Here is a 22,983-nt window from a genome sequence, read left to right on the forward strand (position 1 = left end):
GGGGGTGCGAACGGATCGGCCGGCGGGGGCGGCGGCGGGGGTGCGAACGGGTCACCCGGCGGCGGAGGCGGCGGAGGCGCGAACGGAGCGGCCGGCGGAGCGGGCTCGTGCCCGGCCATCATCACCACCGGCGCGGACGGGGCACCCGGGACCATCGGCTGCTCAGGGGGAACGGGCAGGAACATGTGGTTGGTGAACTGGTCCTGGTAGGCGCCGCCGCCACCGACCTTCACGCCGCCGCCCTCACCGGAGGAGACCGGCGTGCCGTCGGGCAGGGTGGCCGCGGTATGGCCGCTGTTCCAGCCGACCACCAGCGCACCGGGCTGGGTGCCGTACTGGAACCCGCGCTCGAGCAGGGCGCTCTCGATGTTTCCGGTGTTGAACCGGTCGCCGTAGACGGGCCGACCGGTCGCTGCATTCGTCACCCAAGACACCAGGCCGGAGCAGTCCGTACCGGCAGGGGAGTCCCCGCCGGAGACGTACGGCGTGCCGGACACCTGGTTTACAAGCGTCAAAAGCGTGGCAATAGCAAACACGCGGTCGGACGCTACAAGTTTGCGGACAAGGCCACCAAATTCTGTGATGGCCTTCACAGCCTGCGGTTTCTATTGCCTACTTCACGAATAGCATTGTGGATTCAAGCTTTTGACATCACCTCAGCAACGTCGATTACCACCGGTCGAATTTGGCGGTGCAGCAATCGAATTGCCGCGGCGATACCGCATCAATATCTGAATCCCGTTGGCCTTCAGTCGATCTGTTGCACATGGCGGGGGTTGCACCAGAAGGCTCAGCCGAGCGCCAGCAGCAACGGAACCGTCTGTTCAGCGAAGGTGAGCGAGCCATGGTGTCCGATCAGCGACGATTCCAGGGGCTCGATGGTGCGTCGGACGATCGCCGCCGTGCCGCGGGCGGCGGCCACGACATCGCCGATCCGGGGGCGGACCTCGTCGCTGACCTGCGGTCCGAACCAGCCGGCCTCGATCGCCTCGTCTCGCGAGAGCACCCACGCCCGCTCACCCAGCACGGACCGCCATGCGTCGAGCACGTCGGCCTTTGAACCGTCCTCTATATAGACGTGGCGGGCCCGGGCCTCTCCGGCGACCGCCTCCACACCGTCGAGCAGCGCGGGAATGGCGTCGACGTCGATCGTCTCGTTCGGGGAGACCTCGACCATCCCGTGATCGGCCACCACGGCCAGCAGGCCGCCGGGCGGCAGCGACTCGACCACCGATTCGATGAGCGTGTCGATCTGGCGCAACTGCATGCGCCATTGCGTCGACCCCGGGCCGTACAGGTGGCCCAGCATGTCGAGTTCGGCGTGGTACCCGTAGCAGAATCCGCCCTCGGACAAGGTCGTCCGCACCGCCGCCGCCAGGTCGCCGAGCGCATGAACGCCCACGTAGCGCCCGCCGCGAAGCACGGCGCGGGTGAGACCGGAGCCGGTGAACTCGGCGCCTGAGATGACGCTGACGGCGACACCCGCCGAAGTTGCCTGCTCGAAGGTGGTCGGCAGTGGTTGCACCTGTTCGGGAATGACGGTGCCGCGAAGATCCTGGCCCCACGGGTGCGGGCGCCATCGCAAGGCGTTGATGACGCCGGCGTCCGGCACTCTGAAGGAGTAGCCGACGAACCCGTGCTCACCGGAACGGCGCCCGGTGCCGACCGCCGCCAACCCCGCTGCGGTGGTCGACGGGAAGCCGACGGTCAACGTTTTGCCCCGAAGCGATGCCATCGCCGGTGCGTCGGCGGCGTACCGATCGAGAAGTTCGGCGCCCAAACCGTCGATCAGCAGGACACAGGCCCCGGCGAGGTCATCGGCGAGCCCGAGGGAATTCTCGAAGCCGCCGGCGCCCATCGCCGACAGGACCGAGGGCACCACATCGGCCAGATGGGGCAGGGCGGGATCCGGTGCGGGCAGGTCCACGAGCCGAGCCTGCCACACAGGTCGCCCGCGTTTCATTGCGAGCGCAAAGAACCAGCTCAGCGGCCCTTTACCGGTTCTTGACCGCATGTTGAATCGGCTCTCAGACGATCGCAATGTGATTACGCTTCAACAGGTGGAACTGGGGGTTCTGGGACCTCTCCAGGTCCGGCAGTATGGGCTGCCGGTCGCCATCCCCGGCGCCAAGCCGCGGGCCGTCCTCACGATGCTCGGGCTGCACGGTGGTTCGGTCGTGTCGGCCGCCGCCCTCGTGGCGCTGCTCTGGGGAGACGACCCGCCGCGGACCGCGACCAAGGCATTGCAGACCCACATCTCGTCGCTGCGTCGCGCGTTGGGAGACGGCTTCGTGTTGACGGAGGGCTCGGGCTGGACCCTGAGCACCACCGAGATCGACGCCATCCACTACAAGAGCGCCGCCAGACTCGGGCGCAAGGCCCTCGCCGCAGGCGACCCGACCCGAGCGGTGACTCTGTTCGACCAGGCGCTCGCCCTGTGGCGGGGTATTCCCGAGCTTCCGGACAGCTCGCGCGGGTCATCGGAGAAGACGCGTTGGCTCGAAGGTCACGCCGCCCTGGTGGAGGACCGGGCCGACGCCCTGCTCGCGACGGGTCGCGCCGCGGAGATCGTGGGAGAACTCGAGTCAGCGATCGCCGAAGCGCCTCTGCGCGAACGTCGTTGGGGCCACCTGATGCTCGCGCTCTACCGGGCCGGACGCCAGGGTGAGGCGTTGGGCGCTTACAAGCGGGCGCGCTCACTGCTGGTTGACGAGTTGGGTGTCGAACCGGGACCGGAGTTGCGGCGGCTGGAGGCGGCGATCGTCGCGCAGGACGCCGCGCTGGAAGTGCCTCAGTCACAGCAGCTTACGACGGTCACACGAGCGGTCACGTTCCTGCTGACCGATATCGAGGGGTCGACGGCGGCGTGGGAGGCCGACGCCGACGCCATGGCGGTGGCGCTCGCCCGCCATGACGAGATCGTCGAACAGGTCGTCACGTCGCGCGGCGGACGGCTCGTCAAGACTCGCGGGGAAGGGGATGCGACGTTCTCCGTGTTCGACCGGCCGTCGGCGGCTGCCGCCGCGGCGATCGAACTGCAGGGGGCGGTCGCTCACGAGGATTGGCGGCTCGCGGAGCCGATGCGGATCCGGGTGGCACTGCACACCGGAGAAGTGGAGTTCCGCGACGGGGATTACTTCGGCAGAGCGGTCAACCGCGCCGCCCGACTGCGTTCCCTCGCGGTAGGCGGTCAGATCCTGTGTTCCGGAGCGACCGCCGAACTGGTCATCGACTCGCTCCCGGATGACGTCGTGCTCGCCGACCTAGGGACGCGCCGACTGCGCAACCTTCCTCGACCGGAGCATGTGTTCGAACTGCGCATGGAGACCGCGGACGATCCCAGCCCGCCCACCGCGGAGGCGCCGATGGTGCGGCCGGCGCTGCCTGCGGTGCTCGTCGGCCCGGGACCGTTCGTCGGCCGCGGCCGCGAACTGGAGCGACTCGTGTCGGCCTGGCAGTCCACCTTGGCGGCCGGCACGCGCGCCGTCCTGATCGCCGGCGAGCCGGGCGTGGGCAAGACGCGGTTGGCCGGCGAATGGTCGCGCCAAGCCTACGAGCAGGGCGCGGTCGTCCTGTATGGCCGGTGCGACGAGGACCTCGGCGCACCGTATCAGCCGTTTGCGGAAGCGTTGCGCTCGTTGGTGTCCTGCGTCGATTCCAACCGACTGCGCAATGTGCGCGGTGTCGAAGCGCTGCTGCCGCTGGTGCCCGGCCTGGCCGATGCGTTGCCCGACGTGACCGCGCCGCCGCGGGCCGATCCGGACACCGAGCGGTACGCGATGTTCGACGCGGTGGTCGCACTTTTGGGCGCTGCCTCCGCGACCGCTCCCGTCGTGCTGATCCTTGATGACCTCCACTGGGCGGCCAAACCGACGTTGTTGCTGCTGCGGCACCTGCTGCGTTTCGGTGAAGAGGCCCGAGTGCAGATCGTCGGGACGTACCGCAGCACCGATCTCGACCGCTCTCACCCGCTGGCCGCGATGCTCGCCGACCTTCACCGCGACGGCACCGCCACCCGGCTGCAGCTGTCGGGTCTCGACGAGGGTGACGTCACCGCCTATGTCGCCGAAGCCGGTTACGACGACGAAGAACTCGGTCGGGCGCTGGCGACGGTCACGGGTGGCAATCCGTTCTTCCTGATCGAGGCGTTGCGCCACGTGGAGGAAAGCGGGGGCCGGTGGGATCCGAGCACTCTGCCGCAGGGCGTTCGAGAAGCGGTGAGCCGCAGGCTGTCCCGGCTGACGGCCGAGACGAACAAGGCGCTGGCGGCGGCCGCGGTGGTCGGGAGCCGGTTCGCGTTGACGCTCGTCGAGCGGGTGGTCGGTGAAGACCTCGTGGACGCGTTCGACGAGGCCGGTAAGGCCGGCATCGTCATCGAAGAGCCCGGGGGCCGGTACCGGTTCAATCACGCGCTTGTGCGGCAGTCACTGCTTGCCGAGCTTCCCTCTGTGCGGCGCATGCGGCTACACCAGCGCATCGCCGGGACGCTCGAAGCCGAACCGGGTGACGACGACGAGCTGGTCGCCGAGCTGGCCTACCACTACTTCGAATGTGCCTGGGCGGGAAACGCTGCCAAAGCGGTCGAGTACTGTCGGCGCGCGGCCGACCAGGCGATGTCTCGGGTGGCCTATGAAGGCGCGGCCGATCTCTATGACCGTGCGCTCCATGCGCTCGAGGAATTGGACGACGAGCTTCCCGACCGCGATGATCTGCAGGCCGAATTGCTGATCGCCCACTGTGAGGCGCTGCTGGCAGCCGGCGATGTGACGTCGGCGAAGGTTGCGGTGATGCAATTACGGGATGTTGCAGGGGATTCCGGCCGTCTCGGTGCCTGGGGGACCTGCTTTGACGGCGAGCTCTCCATGCTCACCGATCCTGAACGGCTGGACGAAATCGAATCCGCGGTAGGTGTGGCCGCCCAACAGTTGGGCGCTCTCGACGACGCGGCGGGGGAGGCCAAGGCGCACACCGTCCGGGCCGGGTGTTTGGCGCGTCTGGGCCGAATCGGCGATTGTGAAACGGCTTTGGACCAGGCACTCACCGCGGCACGGCGGGCACGTGAGCACGGCCGAGTGAACGCCGTGCTTGCCGGGGCGCCGCTGGCGGCGTTGTGGGGGCCGAATCCCGTTCCTCGCGCCGGTGGACGATGTCTGGATGTGGTGCGGTTGCTCCGCATCACGACCGGTTCACCGCTTGTGGAGGCGACATCGACACGGTGTCAGGCCGTGCTGGATGCGTTCCGGGGGCGGGCCACCGAGGGTCGGCGGCTGATCGAGTCGGCGAGGCGCGCGCTGACCGAACTCGGTCTGCGTCATGCACTTCTGGAGGTGGATCAGTTCGCGGGCATCATCGAGTTGGTCGCCGATGATGCGGCGGCCGCCGAACCGTATCTGCGTCGGGCCTACGAGGGTTTCCGGCGCATGGGTCTCGACACCGACACCGCGGACACCGCGGCGTTGTTGGCGCGGGCCTGTCTGGCGTTGGACCGGGACGCGGAGGCGGACGAAATGTGCGCGGTGAGCGAGCGTCTCGCGGGTCACGGGTCGAAGGCTTCGATTGCATGGCGGTCGGTCAGGGCGCAGCTGCTGGCGCGCGCCGGCGTGCATGATCGAGCCAAGCAGGTTGCGGAAGAGGCGGTGAGCCTGGCTGCGGCGACGGATGCATTGGTGGATCACGGCGATGCCTGCCTGGCGCTTGCAACGGTGTTGCGAATAGCCGGTGATAGGGCAGGCATGCGCGCCGCGGCAGAGCAGGCGATTGCGCTGTACGAGCGGAAAGGAGCTGCAGCACTCGCGGAGAAGGCGCGTCGAGTCCTTGGTGCACGCAGCGAACCGCCCACGCCCGCCGATCAGGTTTCGCGGGCCGAGCCCGAGAATGCGTGCGTGCGGATTATCCGCCGGTTGGCCGCAGCGGCCGATCGCCAAGCTTGGGAAGAGTACCGGAGCCTGTACGCGCCGGACGTCACCGTCGAGAGCAGGCGGAAGATGGTCGGCTTCACCAAAGAAGACTTGGCGGTCGGGGATTGGCCGCGTCTAGCCGAGCGCGTCGCGGATTCCGAGACGGTGCGACACCGTCACAGTGTCATCGCGGTGCGGGGCGAGCGGTTGGCACTCTGCCGACTCACCATAGGCGGCACAGAGGTACGGCCAGACGCGCCGCAGGAAGACGTTCTTGAGCTCTACGCCCTCGACAATGAAGGTCGGATCGCCCGCCGGGTCTGGTTCGACGCCGAAGACCTCGACACCGCCCTCGCGGAGTTGGACGCAGCGAGTCAAGGATTGGCGCCGCAGCTTCGTGAACTGCTCGAGAATGGCGCAACCCGTGCGGACGAGAGGTTCAACGCACTGTTCGCGGCGCGGCGCTGGGACGATATCGCCGCGCTGCTCACTGAAGATCTACGGATCGTGGATCATCGTCCCGGACTGCGCCGCGAAAGCAACGATCGCGCCACCGAACTCGCGGAAGTGCGAGCAATCGCCGAGCTTGGAACGAAGAGCATGACCTCTCAGGTCATCGCGATCCGCGGGAATCGCCTTGCGCTCGTTCGCACCCTCTATACGGGTCGGGACATGCGGCCCGAAGCGTTTCACACCGAGTTGCTTCGTATAGTCGAAATCAGCGACGAAGAACGTTTGGTGGCGTACATCGCTTTCGACCCCGACGATTTCGACGCCGCCATCGGTGAACTCGACGCTCGGTACCTCGCCGGCGAAGCAGCACCGTTTGCGGACACATGGTCGGTGGTTGCAGGCGTCTTCGCAAGCCTTGCGCGTCACGAAGTCCCCCCGTCGACGCAAGATTTCCTGAGCATCGACCACCGGCCTGGGACACCGCTCGCGCACACCGACCTTCGGACGGTGGTCGCTAACATCTGGGATGTAACGCCAGATCTTCAGAGTCACATCGAAACAGTGCATCGACTGGACCATCATGGCGCACTCTGCACGCAGGTCTCACGTGGAAGGACAGCTGAAGGTTTCCCTGCTGAATGGCGGATGCTCAACCTGACTACGGTCGACGGCTCGCTGGTGAGCGGATGTGAGCTCTTCGATGAGACCGACTTGGACGTCGCGATCGCACGATTTGAAGAGCTTCGTCGACCGGAAAGGCAACTCGAGAACGCCGCTAGCAGAGCGGCTGAGCAATTCCTAGCGCATTTCCAGGCGGACGACTGGAAAGCCATGTCGGAGTTGTTCGCCGAAACCTACTTATTGGACGACCGCCGTCGAATTATCAGTTCGGGGATACGCCACGGTCATGACCACGCGATCGAAGACCTCCGCGCGGTCGTCGACGTGGGATTGTGGGCGGAGCTGTCGACGAGCACGATCGCGACGCGAGGCGGGCGGCTCGTGCTGTTGCATCTCCACGCCGCAGGCCCCGATCCGGGGGCGAGCCAATCCGACCTCCTCCAGGTCGTAGAGGTTGACAACGACGGACGGTTTTCAGCGGTGGTTGTGTTCGATGTCAATGACATCGACACTGCCTTCGATGAGCTCGAACGCCGTTACCTCTCAGGCGAAGCGGCCACTCACACACAAGCATGGTCGGTCATCGCGGGTGCTTACGCCGCTGTGCTGCGCCATGAACTGCCGCGGACGACACCCGATTGGGTCAATGTTGACCACCGCCGGGTGACTTCGTTCGCGCCGAATGAGTTGGAGCCGTTCTTGAAGGCGACGTGGGACGTCCTCGAGAATGACATCAAAATCTACGTCCAGGCCGTGCATCGGCTGACTGACCTCGGCGCTGTCGTCACCCGGGTCATTAAGGGAACGTCGCGTGAAGGATTCACCGCAGAGTGGCGCGAGATCGGGCTGTCGACCGTCGACCGTGACCGGATCAACCGGTCGGAAATCTTCGACGAGACCGATCTCGACGTCGCCCTCGCTCGATTCGACGAGCTTGAACGACCATCGGCTTTGAAGAACGTGGCGAGCGACGTTATAAACCGCTATTGCGCATCGTTCGACGCGCGGGATTGGGCCACGATGGCGGAGACCCTGGCGGAAGACGTCATCACAGACGATCGACGACGAGTCGTGAATGCCGGTGTCCGCCGAGGCCGAGACGTGCACATCGCGGACATGCGAGCCACCGCCGAGGTCAGTGGCGCACGAGTATCGTCGACGGTCCTTGCAATCCGCGGCGAACGGCTCGTCCTTAATCGCGTTCGTGTGATCAATCGAAACGAGTCGCGTGATGACGTCAGCGCCCAGATGCTCAGTGTCACCGAGATCAACCCGGACAAGCGAGCCACGGCAGTGGTGGCCTTCGACGACGACAACTTCGACGGCGCCTTCCAAGAACTCGATGCTCGCTACCTGGCCGGGGAAGCCTCCGATAATGCGCAGACCTGGTCGGCCGTCGTCGAATCATTCGCTGCCGTTAACCGCGGCGTTGTCCCTGAAGTCGCGCCAGGCTGCATCAACCTCGATCACCGGTGCGCGGTCGCTTTCGCGCCGGGTGAAATCGGTTCGTACACCGTCGCTGCTCAGGCCAACACTCCCGATTTCAATACCTACATCGAGGCGGTACATCGCCTGGACGTCCGTGGAGCTGTCGTGTCGTACGTCGCCAAAGGTACGTCCGCTCAGGGCTTTCAGGCTGAGTGGCGAGGTGTCAGCCTGTCGATAGTTGATGGGAGACTCGTCAACCGGGTCGAGCTGTTCGACGAACCGGATCTCGAGGTGGCGCTCGCACAGTTCGACGAGCTCAACTGTCCTGCTGCGACCTACCTCGAGAACACGGCGAGCCGAGCCGTCGAACGCTTCCAGACGTGCTTTGCCAATCGTGACTGGGAGGCTATGGCAGAAGTACTGGCCGATGACGTCGCGGCAGTAGATCACCGCCCTGTAATGGGTGCAGGTCTGCGATTCGGGCGGGCCCTCAATATCGGCGACTGGCAGTCGGTAGCCGAGGTAGGTTTCACCACCGTCACATCGACCATGATCGCCACACGAGGCGAGCGTCTGACCATGGGGCGCTTCCATATCTCGACCGGCGACAACACGTACCACAATGATGTGCTCGGCATAGTTGAGATCGACGCTTTCGATCGGATCGCGACGTGTCTCATGTTCGATGACACCGACATGGACGCTGCATTCCAAGAACTCGAATCGCGTTATCTCGCTGGCGAAGCCGCCTCGTACGCGCGCACGTGGTCGGTTATCCTCACGAGCTACGAGAAATATGACCGGCATGAGCTTCCGCCCACGACGCCGGATTGGGCGAATATCGACCACCGGCGCGTAACTACAATGCCGGCAGGTGAATTGCTCGAGCATTCGCAAGCGACTTGGGATGTCACGCCCGATGCCAAGATCTACTTCGAGAGGGTGCACCGGCTCAATGATGTCGGAGCAGTTTTTACGCAGGTCGTAAGCGGCACCTCTCAAGAGGGATTTGAAGCCGAATGGCGGATGGTCGATCTCGTGATGATTGAAGGCGACCTCATCTGCCGGTGCGAGATATTCGACGACAGCGACCTCGACATCGCGCTTGCCCGCTTCGATGAACTGACCCCTCCAGCTCGACCCGTCAACGTCGCATACCAGATGGTCGAGCGCCTGTGGAGCTGCTTCGCCAAGCGGGACTGGTCGGCGACAGGGGAGTTATTGGCACCTGACGTGCGTGCCGAGGACAGAAGACGCATCGTCAATGACGGGCTGCGCCAAGGCCGTGAGGCTTTCGTCGCCAACATGCGGGCAGTCGCCGAAGTGGGAATCGACGATGTCACCTCCGCGGTGGTAGCGACACGCGGTGAGCGTCTCGTCCTCGCCCGCGTCCGCGCCGAACGCTTCCACAGCGACGTCCTGAACCTCCTCGAGCTGGACGCGGCGCAAACGTTCATTACATCCACCGTGGTGTTCGATATGGAGGACCTGGACGCCGCGTTCACCGAGCTCGACGCACGGTACGGAGCCGGCGAGGCGGCGGCCCATGGTCGCACGTGGACGATGCTCGCGAACGCCATCGCCGCGTTCAATAGGCACGAACTGCCGACGACGACACCCGATTGGGTCAACATCGACCACCGGAGCGGTACCTCGATCGCGCCGGGCCAACTGTTCCCTTATGTACGCACCTCATGGGAGTTGGCTCCAGACATCACCAATTACATCGAAGCCGTGCATAGGTTGAACGACTTTGGTGCCATCGTCACGCGAGTGGCGACGGGCACCTCGCAGGAAGGCTTCAACGCCGAGTGGCGCGTCATCACCCTCGCGACTTTCGACGGTGATCTGCTTAGTCGGGTCGAGCTGTTCGACGAAACAGACCTGGACGCAGCCCTCGCTCGATTCGAGGAGCTCCGTCCGCCGACCCCAGTATCGACAAACGTTGCGACGAAAGTAGATCAGCGCTCCCTAACAAGATTGGAGAATGGAGCCACCCGCGCATTAGCGAATCTGTGGGTGTGCTTCGACGCGCAAGATTGGGACGCCGTACAAGCAGCGATGGCTGAGGACTTCGCGTCCTACGATCGCCGCCAGGTCGTCAACGCCGGCGTGAGGCGTGGTCGGGCAATCCATATCGAAAACATGCGGTCGGTTGGCGAGGTTGGCTTCAAGAACGCGGGGTCGCCCGCCATCGCGACCAGGGGCGAGCGCCTCGCGTTATGCCGGAGTCGTTTCACTGCAGGTCAGGGACCGCGCGGCGAGATCGTCGCCGAGGCACTCATGATCATCGAGACCGACGCCGCGAATCGGCTGGTCTCGAATACCGTCTTCGACCTCGATGCCCTCAACGAAGCGTTCGCGGAGCTTGACGCGAAATACGCTGCGGGAGAGGCGATGCCACACGCACAAACCTGGTCGGTCGTAACACGCGCCTACGCCGCGCTCAATCGGCAAGAGCAGTTCGAACGGGATTGGATCTACACCGACCATCGACGCGGCACACCGTTCGCATCCACGTCCTCTGCCACCTCCGCGCATCCCGACGTATGGGACGTGACACCCGACCTGAACGCTCATATCGAAGTCGTGCATCGACTCACTGAGGCAGCGGTGCTCGTAACGTCGGTCGTGGGCGGTTCATCGCAAGACGGCTTCGAGGCCGAGTGGCGATTCGTCCAGCTTCTGACGGTGGCAAGAGACCGGATCAAGCGGTGTGAGTTGTTCGACGAGACCGATATCGATACCGCCATCGCGAGGTTCAATGAACTTTGTGCGTCTCCCACTCATCTCGATAACGCCGCGGTTCGGGTGCGGGCCAGAGTCGCCGATGCATACAACCGTCGAGATACGGAAACCTTCGCCGCAGGTGCCGTCGGACGCTATGAGGACCGTCGTCGAGGCTTGCATGACGAGGGAATAACCGATGCGAAATACGCGCTCGCGGTTCTTTCCGAAACACCGGCCAGCTGGAAGCTGAGTATTGAACCGGTCGCTGTCAGGGGTGATCGCCTAGCGCTGACCCGGGAAGCATTCCGCGACACCAACGATTCGGCACTGCCGATAACAGTCGAGTTGATCGTGCTGACCGAAGTCGCCGACGAGGAAGCAGACCTACACACAGTATTCTTCGACTCCGATGATGCCGATGCCGCCTTCAAGGAGCTTGACCGTAGATTTGTCGCCGGCGAAGCCGCGCCGTATTCGCACACATGGTCGGCGATTGCGGAGTCGTACGCCGCCTTCAATCGCAGGAAAATCCCTTCGGCGGAACCCGCCTGGGTCGATCACCGGTTGCTTGCCACAATCCAGTCGGGCGACCTGATCGCAAACGTGGGTGCCGCTTGGGACCTCGTGCCGGACATCAAGGCTCACATAGCGACTGTGCATCGGCTCAGCGAACTGGGGGCCGTCATCGACATACTGGTCAGGGGGAGCTCCCGAGAAGGTTTCGATGCCGAATACCACGAGATAGCGGTCGTGACGGTCCGTGAAAACACTCCCGACCGCTTTGAGATGTTCGACGCGGACAACCTCGACGCCGCCTTCGCGCGCTTAGACGAACTCAGTCGAGAGCCGCGGATTGAGAATGCGGCGACGCGGTTCTGGACTGTGGTGGTGGACGCCTTCAACCGGCGCGATGTCGAGACAGTGCTGAACCTGCTCAGCGATGACGGATGCCAGGAAGACCGCCGAATCGGATTGCGTGCCAAGTTCAGGGGCGCTGAGCGACGACGAGCCGTAGAAGCAATGTTCACTACCGCGCCTGCCAGCTGGCGCATTGAAGTCGAGCCGATCGCTGTTCGAGGATCGCTTCTCGCTCTCATGCGGCAGCGTTACCGTGACTCAGCCAGCACTGACCACCAAGTTGTGGTCGAACTGCTGTCCGTCACGGAAATGCGCGACAACACGGTGGTACACGACACGGTCGACTTCGATGCTGATGACATATCGAGTGCCATGCGAGAACTCGAATCACGTTATGTCGCCGGCGAAGCCGCACCCTTTACCAAAACGTGGTCGCTCGTCGTCCGAACCTATGACGCGTTCAACCGACACAAACTGTCTCCGACCACCGAGGGCTGGGTGAACATCGACCACCGACCGGTCATTGCCTCTGCGCCAGGCGACGTGCACGCATATGTCCGCGAGTCGTGGGAGGTCGCGTCCGATATCAGCACCCGGATCGAAGCCGTACACCGACTGAGCGGCATCGGAGCCGTCTTCACTCATGCCGAAAGCGGCACTTCGCGCGAGGGCTTCGTCGCGGAGTGGCGTGAGGTGACACTCCTGACGTTTGACGGTGATGCGATCACGCGCTGTGAGATCTTCAGCGAGGATGACCTGGACGCTGCACTCGCGCGATTCGACGAACTGAGCCAGCGTGCACCGCGCATCGAAAACGCCGCGACCCGGATGTGGGAGCGTCTCGCCGACGCCTTCAATCACCGCGACATCGACGAATTTCTCACGCTCACTTCGCCCGACGGACGAATCGATGACCGTCGAAAAGGCTTGCAAGCCATGCATGATCCATCAGACCGCAGACGGGCTGCACAGGCGCTCTTCGAGGCACCGCGGACGTGGCGGCTGAACGTCGACCATATCGCGATCAGAGGGTCGCGACTGTCCCTAGCCCATCAGATCTATCGCGACACCCGCGATGACAGCCAACCAGTCACCATAGAACATCTGGCAGTCGTCGAGATCAACGACGATGGCTTGATGCACGACTTCGTCAACTTCGATAGCGACGACCTCGACGCCGCCTTCGAAGAACTCGAAACCCGTTATCTTGCTAGCGAAGCAGCGGCACACGCTGGCACATGGTCAGCGATCGCCGACGGCTACGCCGTCTTCAACCGGCGAGAGTTGTTCCGGACCACCCCGGACTGGGTGAACATCGACCACAGGCGTGGAGGCACCGCATTCGCACCCGGCGAACAGAGCGCATTGATCCTTGCCACATGGGATGTGGTCCGGAAGATTCATGTGTACCCCGAGGTGATCCACAGATTGGACACGCTCGGAGCAGTTTTCACACAGATTGTGCAAGCGACATCCCAAGAGGGTTTCGACGGTGAATGGCGTGAGATCACGCTCCTGACGGTCACGGGTGACGCCATCAGCCGCTGCGAAGTGTTCGACGAAGCCGACTTGGACGCCGCTCTCGCGCGGTTCGACGAGCTCAATCGGGCGACCCATCGACTTGACAATGCGGCGACGCGAACGCGTGCGCGCTTGGTTGACGCGTTCGCTCACCGCGATCTCGACACCTTTTCTTGCTTGTTGACCCCAGATGGACGGTATGACGACCGCCGTAAAGGACTGCGCGACACTGGCTCGCTCAAAGAGGAGTTCGTTCCGACCATGCTGTCCGAAGCACCTGCGAGTTGGCAGTGGACCGACGAACCGATCGCCATCCGCGGACAGCGCTTGGCGCTGTGCCGTGACTGGTTCCGCGACACCAACGCGCCCGGCCATCCCGTCACCGTCGACGATCTATCGCTTACCGAAATCACCGAGGAAGGGTTGGTCTGCCACTCAGTGATTTTCGATAGCGACGACCTCGACGCCGCGATGCGAGAACTGGACGCCCGCTGGACTGCTTCGGGGGAGGTGGCGCATTCGGACATCATCGAAGCACATCGAAGAAATCTCGAGATGACCAACCGCCACGACTGGGATGCGCTTACCGCTGTGTGCGCGGGTGCTAGCTATATCAATCATCGGCAGCTCGGAAGCAGCACCGCCGACTACATCGCGTCAATCCGGACCCTGGCGTCGCTTGCACCAGATCTCTCAATCGAGTCGGCAGAAATACTCGCCTACTCGGAGCTCGGCGTCGCGACTCATGTCGTGGTGAGGGGGACGTCCACCGCCGGCCTTGCGATCGAGGTTCCGTTCCTACTGATCAATCTCTGGCACGGAGATCACGTCACGCACATCGAGGCCTTCGACCTCGAGGACCGCGACCACGCCCTGGAACGTTTCAAGGAACTCAACGAGTCCGGTTAGCCCTCGGTACACGCCGAACATGCGGTAAGCGCGAAGTTCGGCGCCGATCTTCGGCCTGAGCGCGGCTTGGCGAAGAGAAGCCGCGCTGACCGTTGACACGCAGCCGTGCGGCTGCCTATTGTCGAACATGCAGCCAGACGGCTGCATAACCCAGGCGGCAGGATGGACGACGTATTCAAGGCACTGGCCGATCCGAATCGGCGTCTGCTCCTCGACAGCCTCAACGATCGCAACGGGCAGACCCTGCGCGATCTGTGCTCGCGGCTGTCGATGGCTCGCCAGTCGGTGAGCAAGCACCTCGCCGTGCTGGAAGCCGCCAATCTCATCACCACCGTGTGGCGGGGGCGCGAGAAGCTGCACTACCTCAACGCAGAACCGATCAACGCGATCGCCGACCGCTGGATCCACCAATACAACCGCGCGCGGGTGCAGACGCTCGCGGACCTCAAGACTGCATTGGAGGCCCACCCGATGAGCAGCAGTGAATTCGTTTACGTCACGTATATCCGCACCACCCCCGAACGGCTGTGGCAGGCCATCACCGACCCGGCGTTCTCCAACCGGTACATGGGCCATGCACTGGTGTCGGACTTCAAGAAAGGCTCGGAGTACGTGTGGTCCGACTGCAGCGGTCTGGAGATCACGGATCCCGAGCAGGTGATCCTCGAGTCGGAGCCGTATCGGCGGCTCGCGTTCACCTTCCACACCTTCGTGCCCGAACTGACGACGCTAGGACTGGATGAGGACGTCGTCGAGAAGGCCGCGTCCGAACGGCGGTCCAAAGTCACCTTCGACATCGAACCGGTCGAGGACGGCCAGGTGAAGCTGACCGTCATACATGACGACTTCCCGCCGGAAAGTACTGTGCGCGATCTGATCTCCGGTGGGTGGCCGTGGAAGCTGGCCAACCTGAAGAGCGCATTGGAGGCAACCTCATGACGACGATGAACACGCCACCGACAGTTTCCGCAGCAGAGTGGGACGCTGCTTGGCAAGAGATGGTGGCCAAGGAGAAGGACCTCATGCGGGCCCGCGACGCCCTAGCCGCACAGCGCCGACGGATGCCGTGGATGGCCGTCGACAATGCCTACACCTTCGACGGCCCCCAGGGCAAGGTCAGCTTGCTCGACCTGTTCGACGGCCGTCGCCAGCTGCTCGTGTACCGCGCTTTCATCGAACCCGGAACGGGCGACGGCGACGTCCCCGGGCATCCGGGATGGCCCGAACACGGCTGTGTCGGCTGCTCCTTGATGGCTGACCACGTGCCGAACCTTGCCCATCTCAACGCCCGCGACACCACACTCGTATACGTCTCGCGGGCAACACAACCCGACCTGCAGCGGATGAAGACAAAGATGGGCTGGGGCCATATCCCCTGGTACACCATCACCGACGACTTCGACCAAGATTTCGGCGTCAAGGACTGGCACGGCACCAACGTCTTCATCCGCGACGACGAAAACCGCGTCTACCGCACCTATTTCATCAACGGTCGCGGCGATGAGGCGTTCGTCAACACCTGGAATCTGCTCGACGTGACGCCCCTCGGCCGGCAGGAGACCTGGGAGGATTCACCCGAGGGCTATCCGCAGGGTCCGCCCTACGAGTGGTGGAGTTGGCACGACACCTACGACCAAACGCCGTAGCGCGACACCGTTTGTGAAACCACCGACGAAATCCTTTCGCGGATTCATACGGTCAGTGCAACATCTGTTGTGATTGGAGTTGCGCTATGCCGAGTCCGTTCGGAGTTTCGGTTCGTCGAGATTTCTTTGATCGTGTGTGTCTGGGATCGACTGTTGGAGATGCCGCCCGGGGTGCGGGTGTGTCATACAACACCGGGTGGCTGTGGTGGCGCGATGCTGGTGCGATGACACTACGTAAGGGTCGCGGAAGTGGTGGGCTGGCTAATCCGGGGAATTTGTTGCGTCCGGGTGGATTCGGCGCCGACCTCAGTTTGGACGAACGCGTCAAGATCATGCGCGGTCTTGATGCCCACCTCACCCAGGCCGAGATCGCGCGCCGAATCGGTCGGGGCCGCTGGACGGTCAGTCGCGAAATCGCTCGCAATAAGAACCCCGACGGGGATTACCACGCCTTGATGGCCCATGCCCGCGCAGCCGAACGCGCGCGGCGGCCTAAGGCGTTCAAGCTCAAAGACAATCCGTTGTGCGCCCAGATTGAGGGCTGGATGGATATCGGTTGGAGTCCCGGGCTGATCGCCGATGTATTGGCCCGCGACTACCCCGATGACAAGCTGATGAGGGTGAGCCACGAGACGATCTATCGCTGCCTGTATGTGCAGGCTAGGGGTAGTTTGCGCGCTGATCTGCACCAACGGCTGTCTACCCGGCGGGCCAAGCGCAAGCCACGCGACCGCACCGACAATCGTCGCGGGGTCTACAGCAGTGGTGAGGAATTCAAAATCAGCGATCGTCCGGCCGAGGCTACTGACCGCGCAGTGCCCGGCCACTGGGAAGGCGATCTGATACTGGGGCCCGGGGGCACGAGTGCGGTCGGGACCCTGGTCGAGCGGTCCACCCGGTTCACCATGCTCTTGCACCTGCCCGGCGATCACACCGCCGAAACGGTAGCCACGGCGATGATCAAGGCGATGAGTGAGTTGCCCGAGGATCTGCGTCGGTCGATCACCTGGGACCGCGGCAGCGAGATGTCCAAGTGGCGTGACATCCAGCTCCAGCTCAACACCCCGGTCTACTTCTGCAACCCCCACTCACCCTGGCAGCGCGGAACCAATGAGAACACCAACCGACTGCTGCGATTCTGGTTCGAAAAAGGCAGCGACCTAAGCGGTTACACCAAGGCCGATCTCAAACGCATACAAGATCTCCTCAACCGCCGGCCCAGACCGACCCTCGATCTCGACACACCGGCCCAGCGGTTAGCCGCACTCCTCGACCAAGCCGCCGCCTAAACGTTGCACTCACCGGTTGACAATGCCTTTGAAAAGCGTCGGTAGATTCACAAACGAGACCCGCCGAGCGGCCGGCCAAAGCAGAAGCCGACTACGACGGCACGGTCGCCAGCGCTTGCGCCACGCAGTCGGCCCACGAACGCGAGTCCACGCTCATCCATGCCGTCTCGCCACCGAATGCACTCGAGATCACCAGATCTGGGGCAACGGTGCCCAGTAGTTCCACACTTTCGCGCAGCTGCGCTGCATCACCGCGGCCCGGCACCAAGAAGGTCGCCCACGTTCCTGAGGCCGTGGGGAACATGGTGTCGCCCGTGAACAGGTATCGCTCACCGGTCACGCCCGTTACGAGATAGCTTGTGCTGCCTGATGAATGACCCGGCGTGGGTAGCGCCTCGACACCGTTGGCGTCGACATGTCGCACACGACCGATGGCCACGTCGACACGCGCATGCTCTGCAATGGCGCCGACCTCGGCCTCCGGTACGTGCAGCCCGCGACCGAACCGCTCTTCGATCCGCTTCAGGTTCGGCCCGGCCTCGTCGAGATGCGACAGGTACTGCGCGCTGACGCCGCCGAGCGCGTCGATCGCGTCGAAGTCCGCCTCCGTGGCGGGGCTGTAGAACAGCACGTTGCCACGCGGGCCTCGCCACAGATACGCGTGCGTGGTGAGGCCGGGGAATGGCGTGTCCATCCGGGTCTGCCAGAGATCGTCCCGAATCCGGGTCAACTGCGTCGTGGAAGTAGTCATGACTCGACTCTGCGACCTGAACCATTGTTGAGGTCAAGCGATTCTTCACCGAACTTCGCATCCGAGTGCCACCATCGAACGATGGCGCGCCCACACATCGCCGCACTCGCGGTGACCCTGACAACCGCAGCGTCGATCGCCGTCGCTCCAGACGCAGAGGCGGTCTGCTACTCGGCCGACTGCGTGCCCAATGTCGCCCGCAACGTCGTCGAGGGAACGCCCTGTAAGCCCGGCAAGTATTTCAACTACGGGCTTGGTCCCGACGGCGCTACCTTCGTCTGCAACAGGGTGGGCGTGTGGACACCCGCCGGGCCGCTCATCGGTATCTACAACGTCGCGATGGACTGCATGCAACAGAACGCGTCGGCCCAAGGCTCCGACGGCGTGGCGTTCGTGTGTACCGACATGGGGGGCGGCCACCTGCGATGGGCCCATCGCATCGACACCGCCGAGTGATCAAAGCACCGCAGCGATCCGCGCCGCCACATCCACAGCAACCGACAACGACGCCTCATCGGTCGCGGCCGAATAGCGGTCGGCCGCAGGGTCGTACGTCGCACCCGCGATCGACCCGTGGTCGGCCTCCAATAGGACGCACGAGACGGGCCAACCGTTGCGCTCGAGTGTCGAGGCGAACTCCTCGCTGGCCGACGGAGGTATCACGTCGTCGCGCGCGCCGTGCAACAGTGTGAACCGCACCGGATCGCCGTCCAGCGACGTGGGCAGCGGCGACCCGCTGATCGGGTCGGGAACCATGAATGCCCCTGCCAGGCATACGGTGTGGGCCACCTCGAACTGTCGCGCGTGGATTGTCAGTCCGGCCGCCGCCAGGCCACCCATCGACCAGCCGACGACAACCAGGGGCCCGTCGCCGGCGTGCTTCCGTGCATGTGACGCCGACGCCAGCAGGTCACTACGCCCACGGTCGTCGGCGTGCGAATCCCAATCGGCCAGCACCACCGACAGCCCGTGCCCGTGCACCCGTTCGGCCAACGGCCGCATCGCGGTGCGTGAATCGGTCTGCGCGCCGTGCCACATCAGGACGGTGGGTTGCGAGGGGTCGCCGTAGACGTCTGCGGACCGGCCGGGGGAGTACTCGACGGTGTGCACGGCTCTGGAGTTCCCCGGTGACCGCGGAACCAACCGTCAACGCGCGTACTTGTCGACGAATCGGCGCAGGATGCTCTGCGGATAACGGACATCCCATTGGCGGACAGCCTCTTTCAAGACTTCCGCGGATTCCGGTGGGAAGTAGCCGTAATCCTTGTAGACGTCGATCCGGGTGATCAGGCCGTCGAGATCGAGTTCCGGGTGAAACTGCGTGGCGTACACGTGTCGCCCCACCCGGAACGCCTGCACCGGGCAGTCCGGCGATGACGCGAGGCGTTCGACGCCGGGCGGTAGGGAGGTCGCGCCTTCGCGATGTCCTCCGTAGGCGTCGAACACGTCGGGCACCTCGGCGAACAGTTCGTCGTCGCGGCCCGCGGAGGTGACGGTGACGGTGAGCCCACCGACCGGCTCGGGATGTGTGCGGTCAACCGTGGCGCCGACGACGGTCCCGAGCGTGCCGACGCCGTAACAGCAGCCGAGGAACGGAAAATCGCGGTCGACGATGCGTCCGATGAGTTCGAGTAACTCCGACTCGACCCGCCGCTGCGTCGCCGACTTCATCTCCACGGCATCGCTGACGTTGTAGGGCCCACCGCCGAGGATGATGCCCGACCAATCGTCGAGGTCGATGTCTCCCAACGGTTCATGGGTCAACCGGATGCGCCGCATGCCGGTGGTGTCGAGGCCGGCGAATCGCATCATCGCCCGGTATTCGTCGTCGGCGGCTTCATCCTCCCCGCGAATCGACAGCAGCAGAAAGGGCGCCGAACGCGCAACACCCCGCGAGCCCGGTGAGCCCGCGGGGTGCCGCATGTCGTTACCGACGATTAATCGAGGTCGAACCGATCGTTGTTCATCACCTTGACCCAGGCAGCGACGAAGTCCTCGACGAACTTGTCCTTGCTGTCGTCCTGCGCGTAGACCTCGGCGATGCCGCGCAGCACCGAGTTCGAGCCGAACACCAGGTCGTTGACGGTGGCAGTCCACTTGAGCTGACCGGTCGCGCGGTCGACACCCTCGTAGACGTTCTCCGCCGCACCCGACTTCCACTCCGTGCCCATGTCGAGCAGGTTCGTGAAGAAGTCGTTGCTCAGCACGCCCGGCTTGTCGGTGAACACGCCGTGCTTGCTGCCGCCGTGGTTGACGTTCAGCACCCGCAGACCGCCGATCAGCACCGCGAATTCCGGAGCGGTCAGGTCGAGCATGTAGGCCCGCTCGACCAGGAGCTGCTCCAGCGGAGCCTTCTCGCCCGCCCGCGCGAAGTTACGGAAGCCGTCCGCCCGCGGTTCGAGCACCGCGAAGGACTCGACGTCGGTCTGCTCCTGCGAGGCGTCGGTACGGCCCGGCGCGAAGTGCACGTTGATCTCGTAACCGCCGTCGCGCGCGGCCTTCTCGACCGCCGCCGAGCCGCCCAGCACGATGATGTCGGCCAGCGAGATCTTCTTGCCGCCGCTCGCCGAGCTGTTGAACTCCTGCTGGATGCGCTCGAGCACCGGAAGCACCTGCGCCAACTCGGCGGGTTCGTTCGCCTCCCAGTTCTTCTGCGGCTCAAGCCGAATCCGCGCGCCGTTGGCGCCACCGCGCTTGTCGGTGCCGCGGAAGCTCGACGCCGACGACCATGCGGTCTTGATCAGCTGTTGCACGGTCAGGCCCGAGTCGAGCAGCTTGCTCTTGAGCTGGGCGATGTCCTGCTCGTCGACCAGCTCGTGGTCCACTGCAGGCACCGGGTCCTGCCAGATCTCCTGCTCGGGGATCCACGGCCCGAGGTAGCGGCTCACCGGGCCCATGTCGCGGTGCATCAACTTGAACCACGCCTTGGCGAAGGCCTCGTCCATTTCCTCGGGATGGTCGAGCCAACGGCGAGTGATCGCGCCGTAGATCGGATCTTCGCGCATCGAGATGTCGGTGACGAGCATCGTCGGCTTGCGCGGAGGTCCGCCGAACGGATCGGGGATGATCGCCTCGGCGTCCTTGGCCTCGAATTGCCAAGCGCCCCCGGGGCTCTTGGTCAATTCGTACTCGTAGCCGTACAGGTTCTGCAGGTAGCCGTTGCCCCACTCCGTCGGGGTCGGCGTCCAGACCACCTCGAGCCCACTGGTGATGGTGTCAGGGCCCTTACCCGAGGCGAACGCGCACTTCCACCCGAGGCCCTGCTGCTCGATCGGCGCGGCCTCCGGTTCCGGCCCGACCAGGTCACCGTCGCCGGCGCCGTGCGTCTTGCCGAGAGTGTGGCCGCCGACGATCAGCGCCGCGGTCTCCTCGTCGTTCATCGCCATCCGACCGAAGGTCTCGCGGATGTCGTGCGCGGCCGCCAACGGATCCGGCTTGCCCTCGGGGCCTTCGGGATTGACGTAGATCAGACCCATGGTGGTCGCGCCGAACGGCTCGGCCAGCTTGCGGTCCGACTCGTTGGTCCCGCCGTAGCGCTGGTCGGTGCCCAGCCAGGTGTCCTCCTGGCCCCAGAGCATCTCCTCGGGCTCCCAGATGTCTTCGCGACCGAACGCGAAGCCCTTCGTCTTGAATCCCGAGACTTCGAGCGAGGCGTTTCCGGCGTACGCGATGAGGTCGGCCCAGGAGATCTTGTTGCCGTACTTCTGCTTGATCGGCCACAGCAGACGCCGGGCCTTGTCCAGCTGAGCGTTGTCCGGCCAGCTGTTGAGCGGCGCGAAGCGCTGTGCGCCCTGACCCGCACCGCCGCGCCCGTCGAAGATCCGGTAGGTGCCCGCGGCATGCCAGCTCATGCGGACGAACAGGCCGGCGTAGCTGCCGTAGTCGGCCGGCCACCAATCCTGCGAGGTGGTGATCAGCCTGTGGACATCGGCCTTGAAGGCCTCGAGGTCGAGCTTCTTGAACTCCTCGGCGTAATTGAAGTCCTGGCCGAGTGGATTGCCCTTCTCGTTCTGCTTGTGCAGCACCGACACGTCGACCTGGTTGGGCCACCAGTCCCGGTTCGTCAGCGGAGCGTGCGACTTCGGCTTCGGCGAATCGATAGCCGGGTTCTCGCTCTCGCTGTGGCTGGCTGTCTTGGAATCATCATGAGGCGGGCGAGCGTCGGACGTATCAGATGACACAGCGTTCCTTCCGGTGGGTTGATTGGGCTGTGATCACGGTTGTGATCGGGAAACCTGCGATACCAAGCACTCTGGGCACAAGCCCCAATAGATGACCTCGGCCTCGTCGAGCACGAATCCGTCCAGCGCGCCCTCCGGATCCGACGGCGTCAAGCAGGGCGCTGCACCGACGGCGCAGTCGATGTCGGCGATGACGCCACATGACCGGCATACGACGTGATGGTGGTTGTCGCCGACGCGCGACTCGTAGCGGGCGACCGAACCGGAAGGCTGGATCTTGCGCACCAGACCCGCGCTCGTGAGCGCGGCGAGCACGTCGTACACGGCTTGTCGTGAGACGTCGGGAAGGGCGCGACGCACCGCGCCGAAAATCGATTCGGTATCGGCGTGGGGGTTGCCGTAAACCGCCTCCAGCACCGCGAGCCGCGGGCGGGTCACGCGGAGATCGGCGGCGCGTAGCCGCTCCGCGTAGTCGGGTGTGGGGGACACGCTGCCAATATGCTCTGTTTTCTGGAATCAGTCAAGAGTTGCTTCGGGGTTGGCTCATCGGCGTGTCGTAGAACTTTCCACCGACGTTGCTGTCGTCGCCGAAGTGCCTCGTTACCAACGATTTCGAACGTCGCACGCCGCGCTGCTTGCGCTTTTCGGGCATGAGCCACGGCGGGTCTCGCTGTTACCCTTCGGTGGCTGCCGGGGTCT

Annotated in this window: 12 protein-coding genes; 5 read left to right on the forward strand and 7 right to left on the reverse strand. The window is 64.3% G+C overall.

Translation table 11 applies throughout. The features are described from left to right. Together RMCN_RS31725 and RMCN_RS28995 are read right to left on the reverse strand one after the other, a co-directional pair. On the reverse strand, positions 1 to 536 hold a 536-nt coding region (locus RMCN_RS31725), incomplete at its 3' end, for an NlpC/P60 family protein (protein ID WP_067396612.1). A 254-nt stretch (positions 537 to 790) separates the two neighbouring features. Beyond that, complete coding sequence (locus RMCN_RS28995; RefSeq protein WP_067396559.1) at positions 791 to 1,927, reverse strand: alkaline phosphatase family protein; 1,137 nt, start codon at positions 1,925 to 1,927, stop codon at positions 791 to 793. Positions 1,928 to 2,012: 85 nt separating this feature from the next. On the opposite strand from RMCN_RS28995, the gene RMCN_RS29000 reads away from it, so the two are divergent. The 4 genes from RMCN_RS29000 (at position 2,013) to RMCN_RS29015 (ending at position 17,352) form a co-directional block, all read left to right on the forward strand. After that, positions 2,013 to 14,417, forward strand: coding sequence for a BTAD domain-containing putative transcriptional regulator (locus RMCN_RS29000; RefSeq protein WP_067396561.1), 12,405 nt, complete (start codon positions 2,013 to 2,015; stop codon positions 14,415 to 14,417). A gap of 162 nt (positions 14,418 to 14,579) precedes the next feature. Further along, a complete protein-coding gene (locus RMCN_RS29005) occupies positions 14,580 to 15,356 on the forward strand; it encodes an ArsR/SmtB family transcription factor (RefSeq protein WP_067396563.1) in 777 nt (258 codons plus the stop codon). Between the two features lie 5 nt (positions 15,357 to 15,361). Then, on the forward strand, positions 15,362 to 16,063 hold the full coding sequence (locus RMCN_RS29010; protein ID WP_067396614.1) for a DUF899 domain-containing protein: 702 nt from the start codon (positions 15,362 to 15,364) through the stop codon (positions 16,061 to 16,063). Between the two features lie 86 nt (positions 16,064 to 16,149). Then, the gene (locus tag RMCN_RS29015; RefSeq protein ID WP_067396565.1) at positions 16,150 to 17,352 is read left to right on the forward strand and encodes an IS30 family transposase; all 1,203 of its coding nucleotides are present in this window, start codon (positions 16,150 to 16,152) and stop codon (positions 17,350 to 17,352) included. A gap of 91 nt (positions 17,353 to 17,443) precedes the next feature. Here the strand turns inward: RMCN_RS29015 and RMCN_RS29020 are convergent, their stop codons facing one another. After that, positions 17,444 to 18,103, reverse strand: coding sequence for an MBL fold metallo-hydrolase (locus tag RMCN_RS29020; protein ID WP_067396567.1), 660 nt, complete (start codon positions 18,101 to 18,103; stop codon positions 17,444 to 17,446). 81 nt (positions 18,104 to 18,184) lie between these two features. Between RMCN_RS29020 and RMCN_RS29025 the strand changes: the two genes are divergently transcribed. Continuing rightward, positions 18,185 to 18,559, forward strand: coding sequence for a hypothetical protein (locus RMCN_RS29025; protein ID WP_064413202.1), 375 nt, complete (start codon positions 18,185 to 18,187; stop codon positions 18,557 to 18,559). On the opposite strand, the gene RMCN_RS29030 is transcribed toward RMCN_RS29025, so the two are convergent. The 4 genes from RMCN_RS29030 to RMCN_RS29045 are packed head-to-tail and all read right to left on the reverse strand — an operon-like array spanning position 18,560 to position 22,773. After that, the gene (locus RMCN_RS29030; RefSeq protein ID WP_084377845.1) at positions 18,560 to 19,213 is read right to left on the reverse strand and encodes an alpha/beta hydrolase family protein; all 654 of its coding nucleotides are present in this window, start codon (positions 19,211 to 19,213) and stop codon (positions 18,560 to 18,562) included. It lies immediately after the preceding gene. 36 nt (positions 19,214 to 19,249) lie between these two features. Next, the gene (locus RMCN_RS29035; RefSeq protein ID WP_067396571.1) at positions 19,250 to 20,026 is read right to left on the reverse strand and encodes a glutamine amidotransferase; all 777 of its coding nucleotides are present in this window, start codon (positions 20,024 to 20,026) and stop codon (positions 19,250 to 19,252) included. A gap of 14 nt (positions 20,027 to 20,040) precedes the next feature. After that, on the reverse strand, positions 20,041 to 22,284 hold the full coding sequence (gene katG / locus RMCN_RS29040; RefSeq protein WP_067396573.1) for a catalase/peroxidase HPI: 2,244 nt from the start codon (positions 22,282 to 22,284) through the stop codon (positions 20,041 to 20,043). Between the two features lie 33 nt (positions 22,285 to 22,317). Next, the gene (locus RMCN_RS29045; RefSeq protein WP_064350180.1) at positions 22,318 to 22,773 is read right to left on the reverse strand and encodes a Fur family transcriptional regulator; all 456 of its coding nucleotides are present in this window, start codon (positions 22,771 to 22,773) and stop codon (positions 22,318 to 22,320) included. Positions 22,774 to 22,983 lie beyond the last annotated feature (210 nt).

Origin of the sequence: Mycolicibacterium novocastrense (assembly GCF_001570485.1) — a bacterium.
In the GTDB taxonomy this organism is placed as follows: domain Bacteria; phylum Actinomycetota; class Actinomycetes; order Mycobacteriales; family Mycobacteriaceae; genus Mycobacterium; species Mycobacterium novocastrense.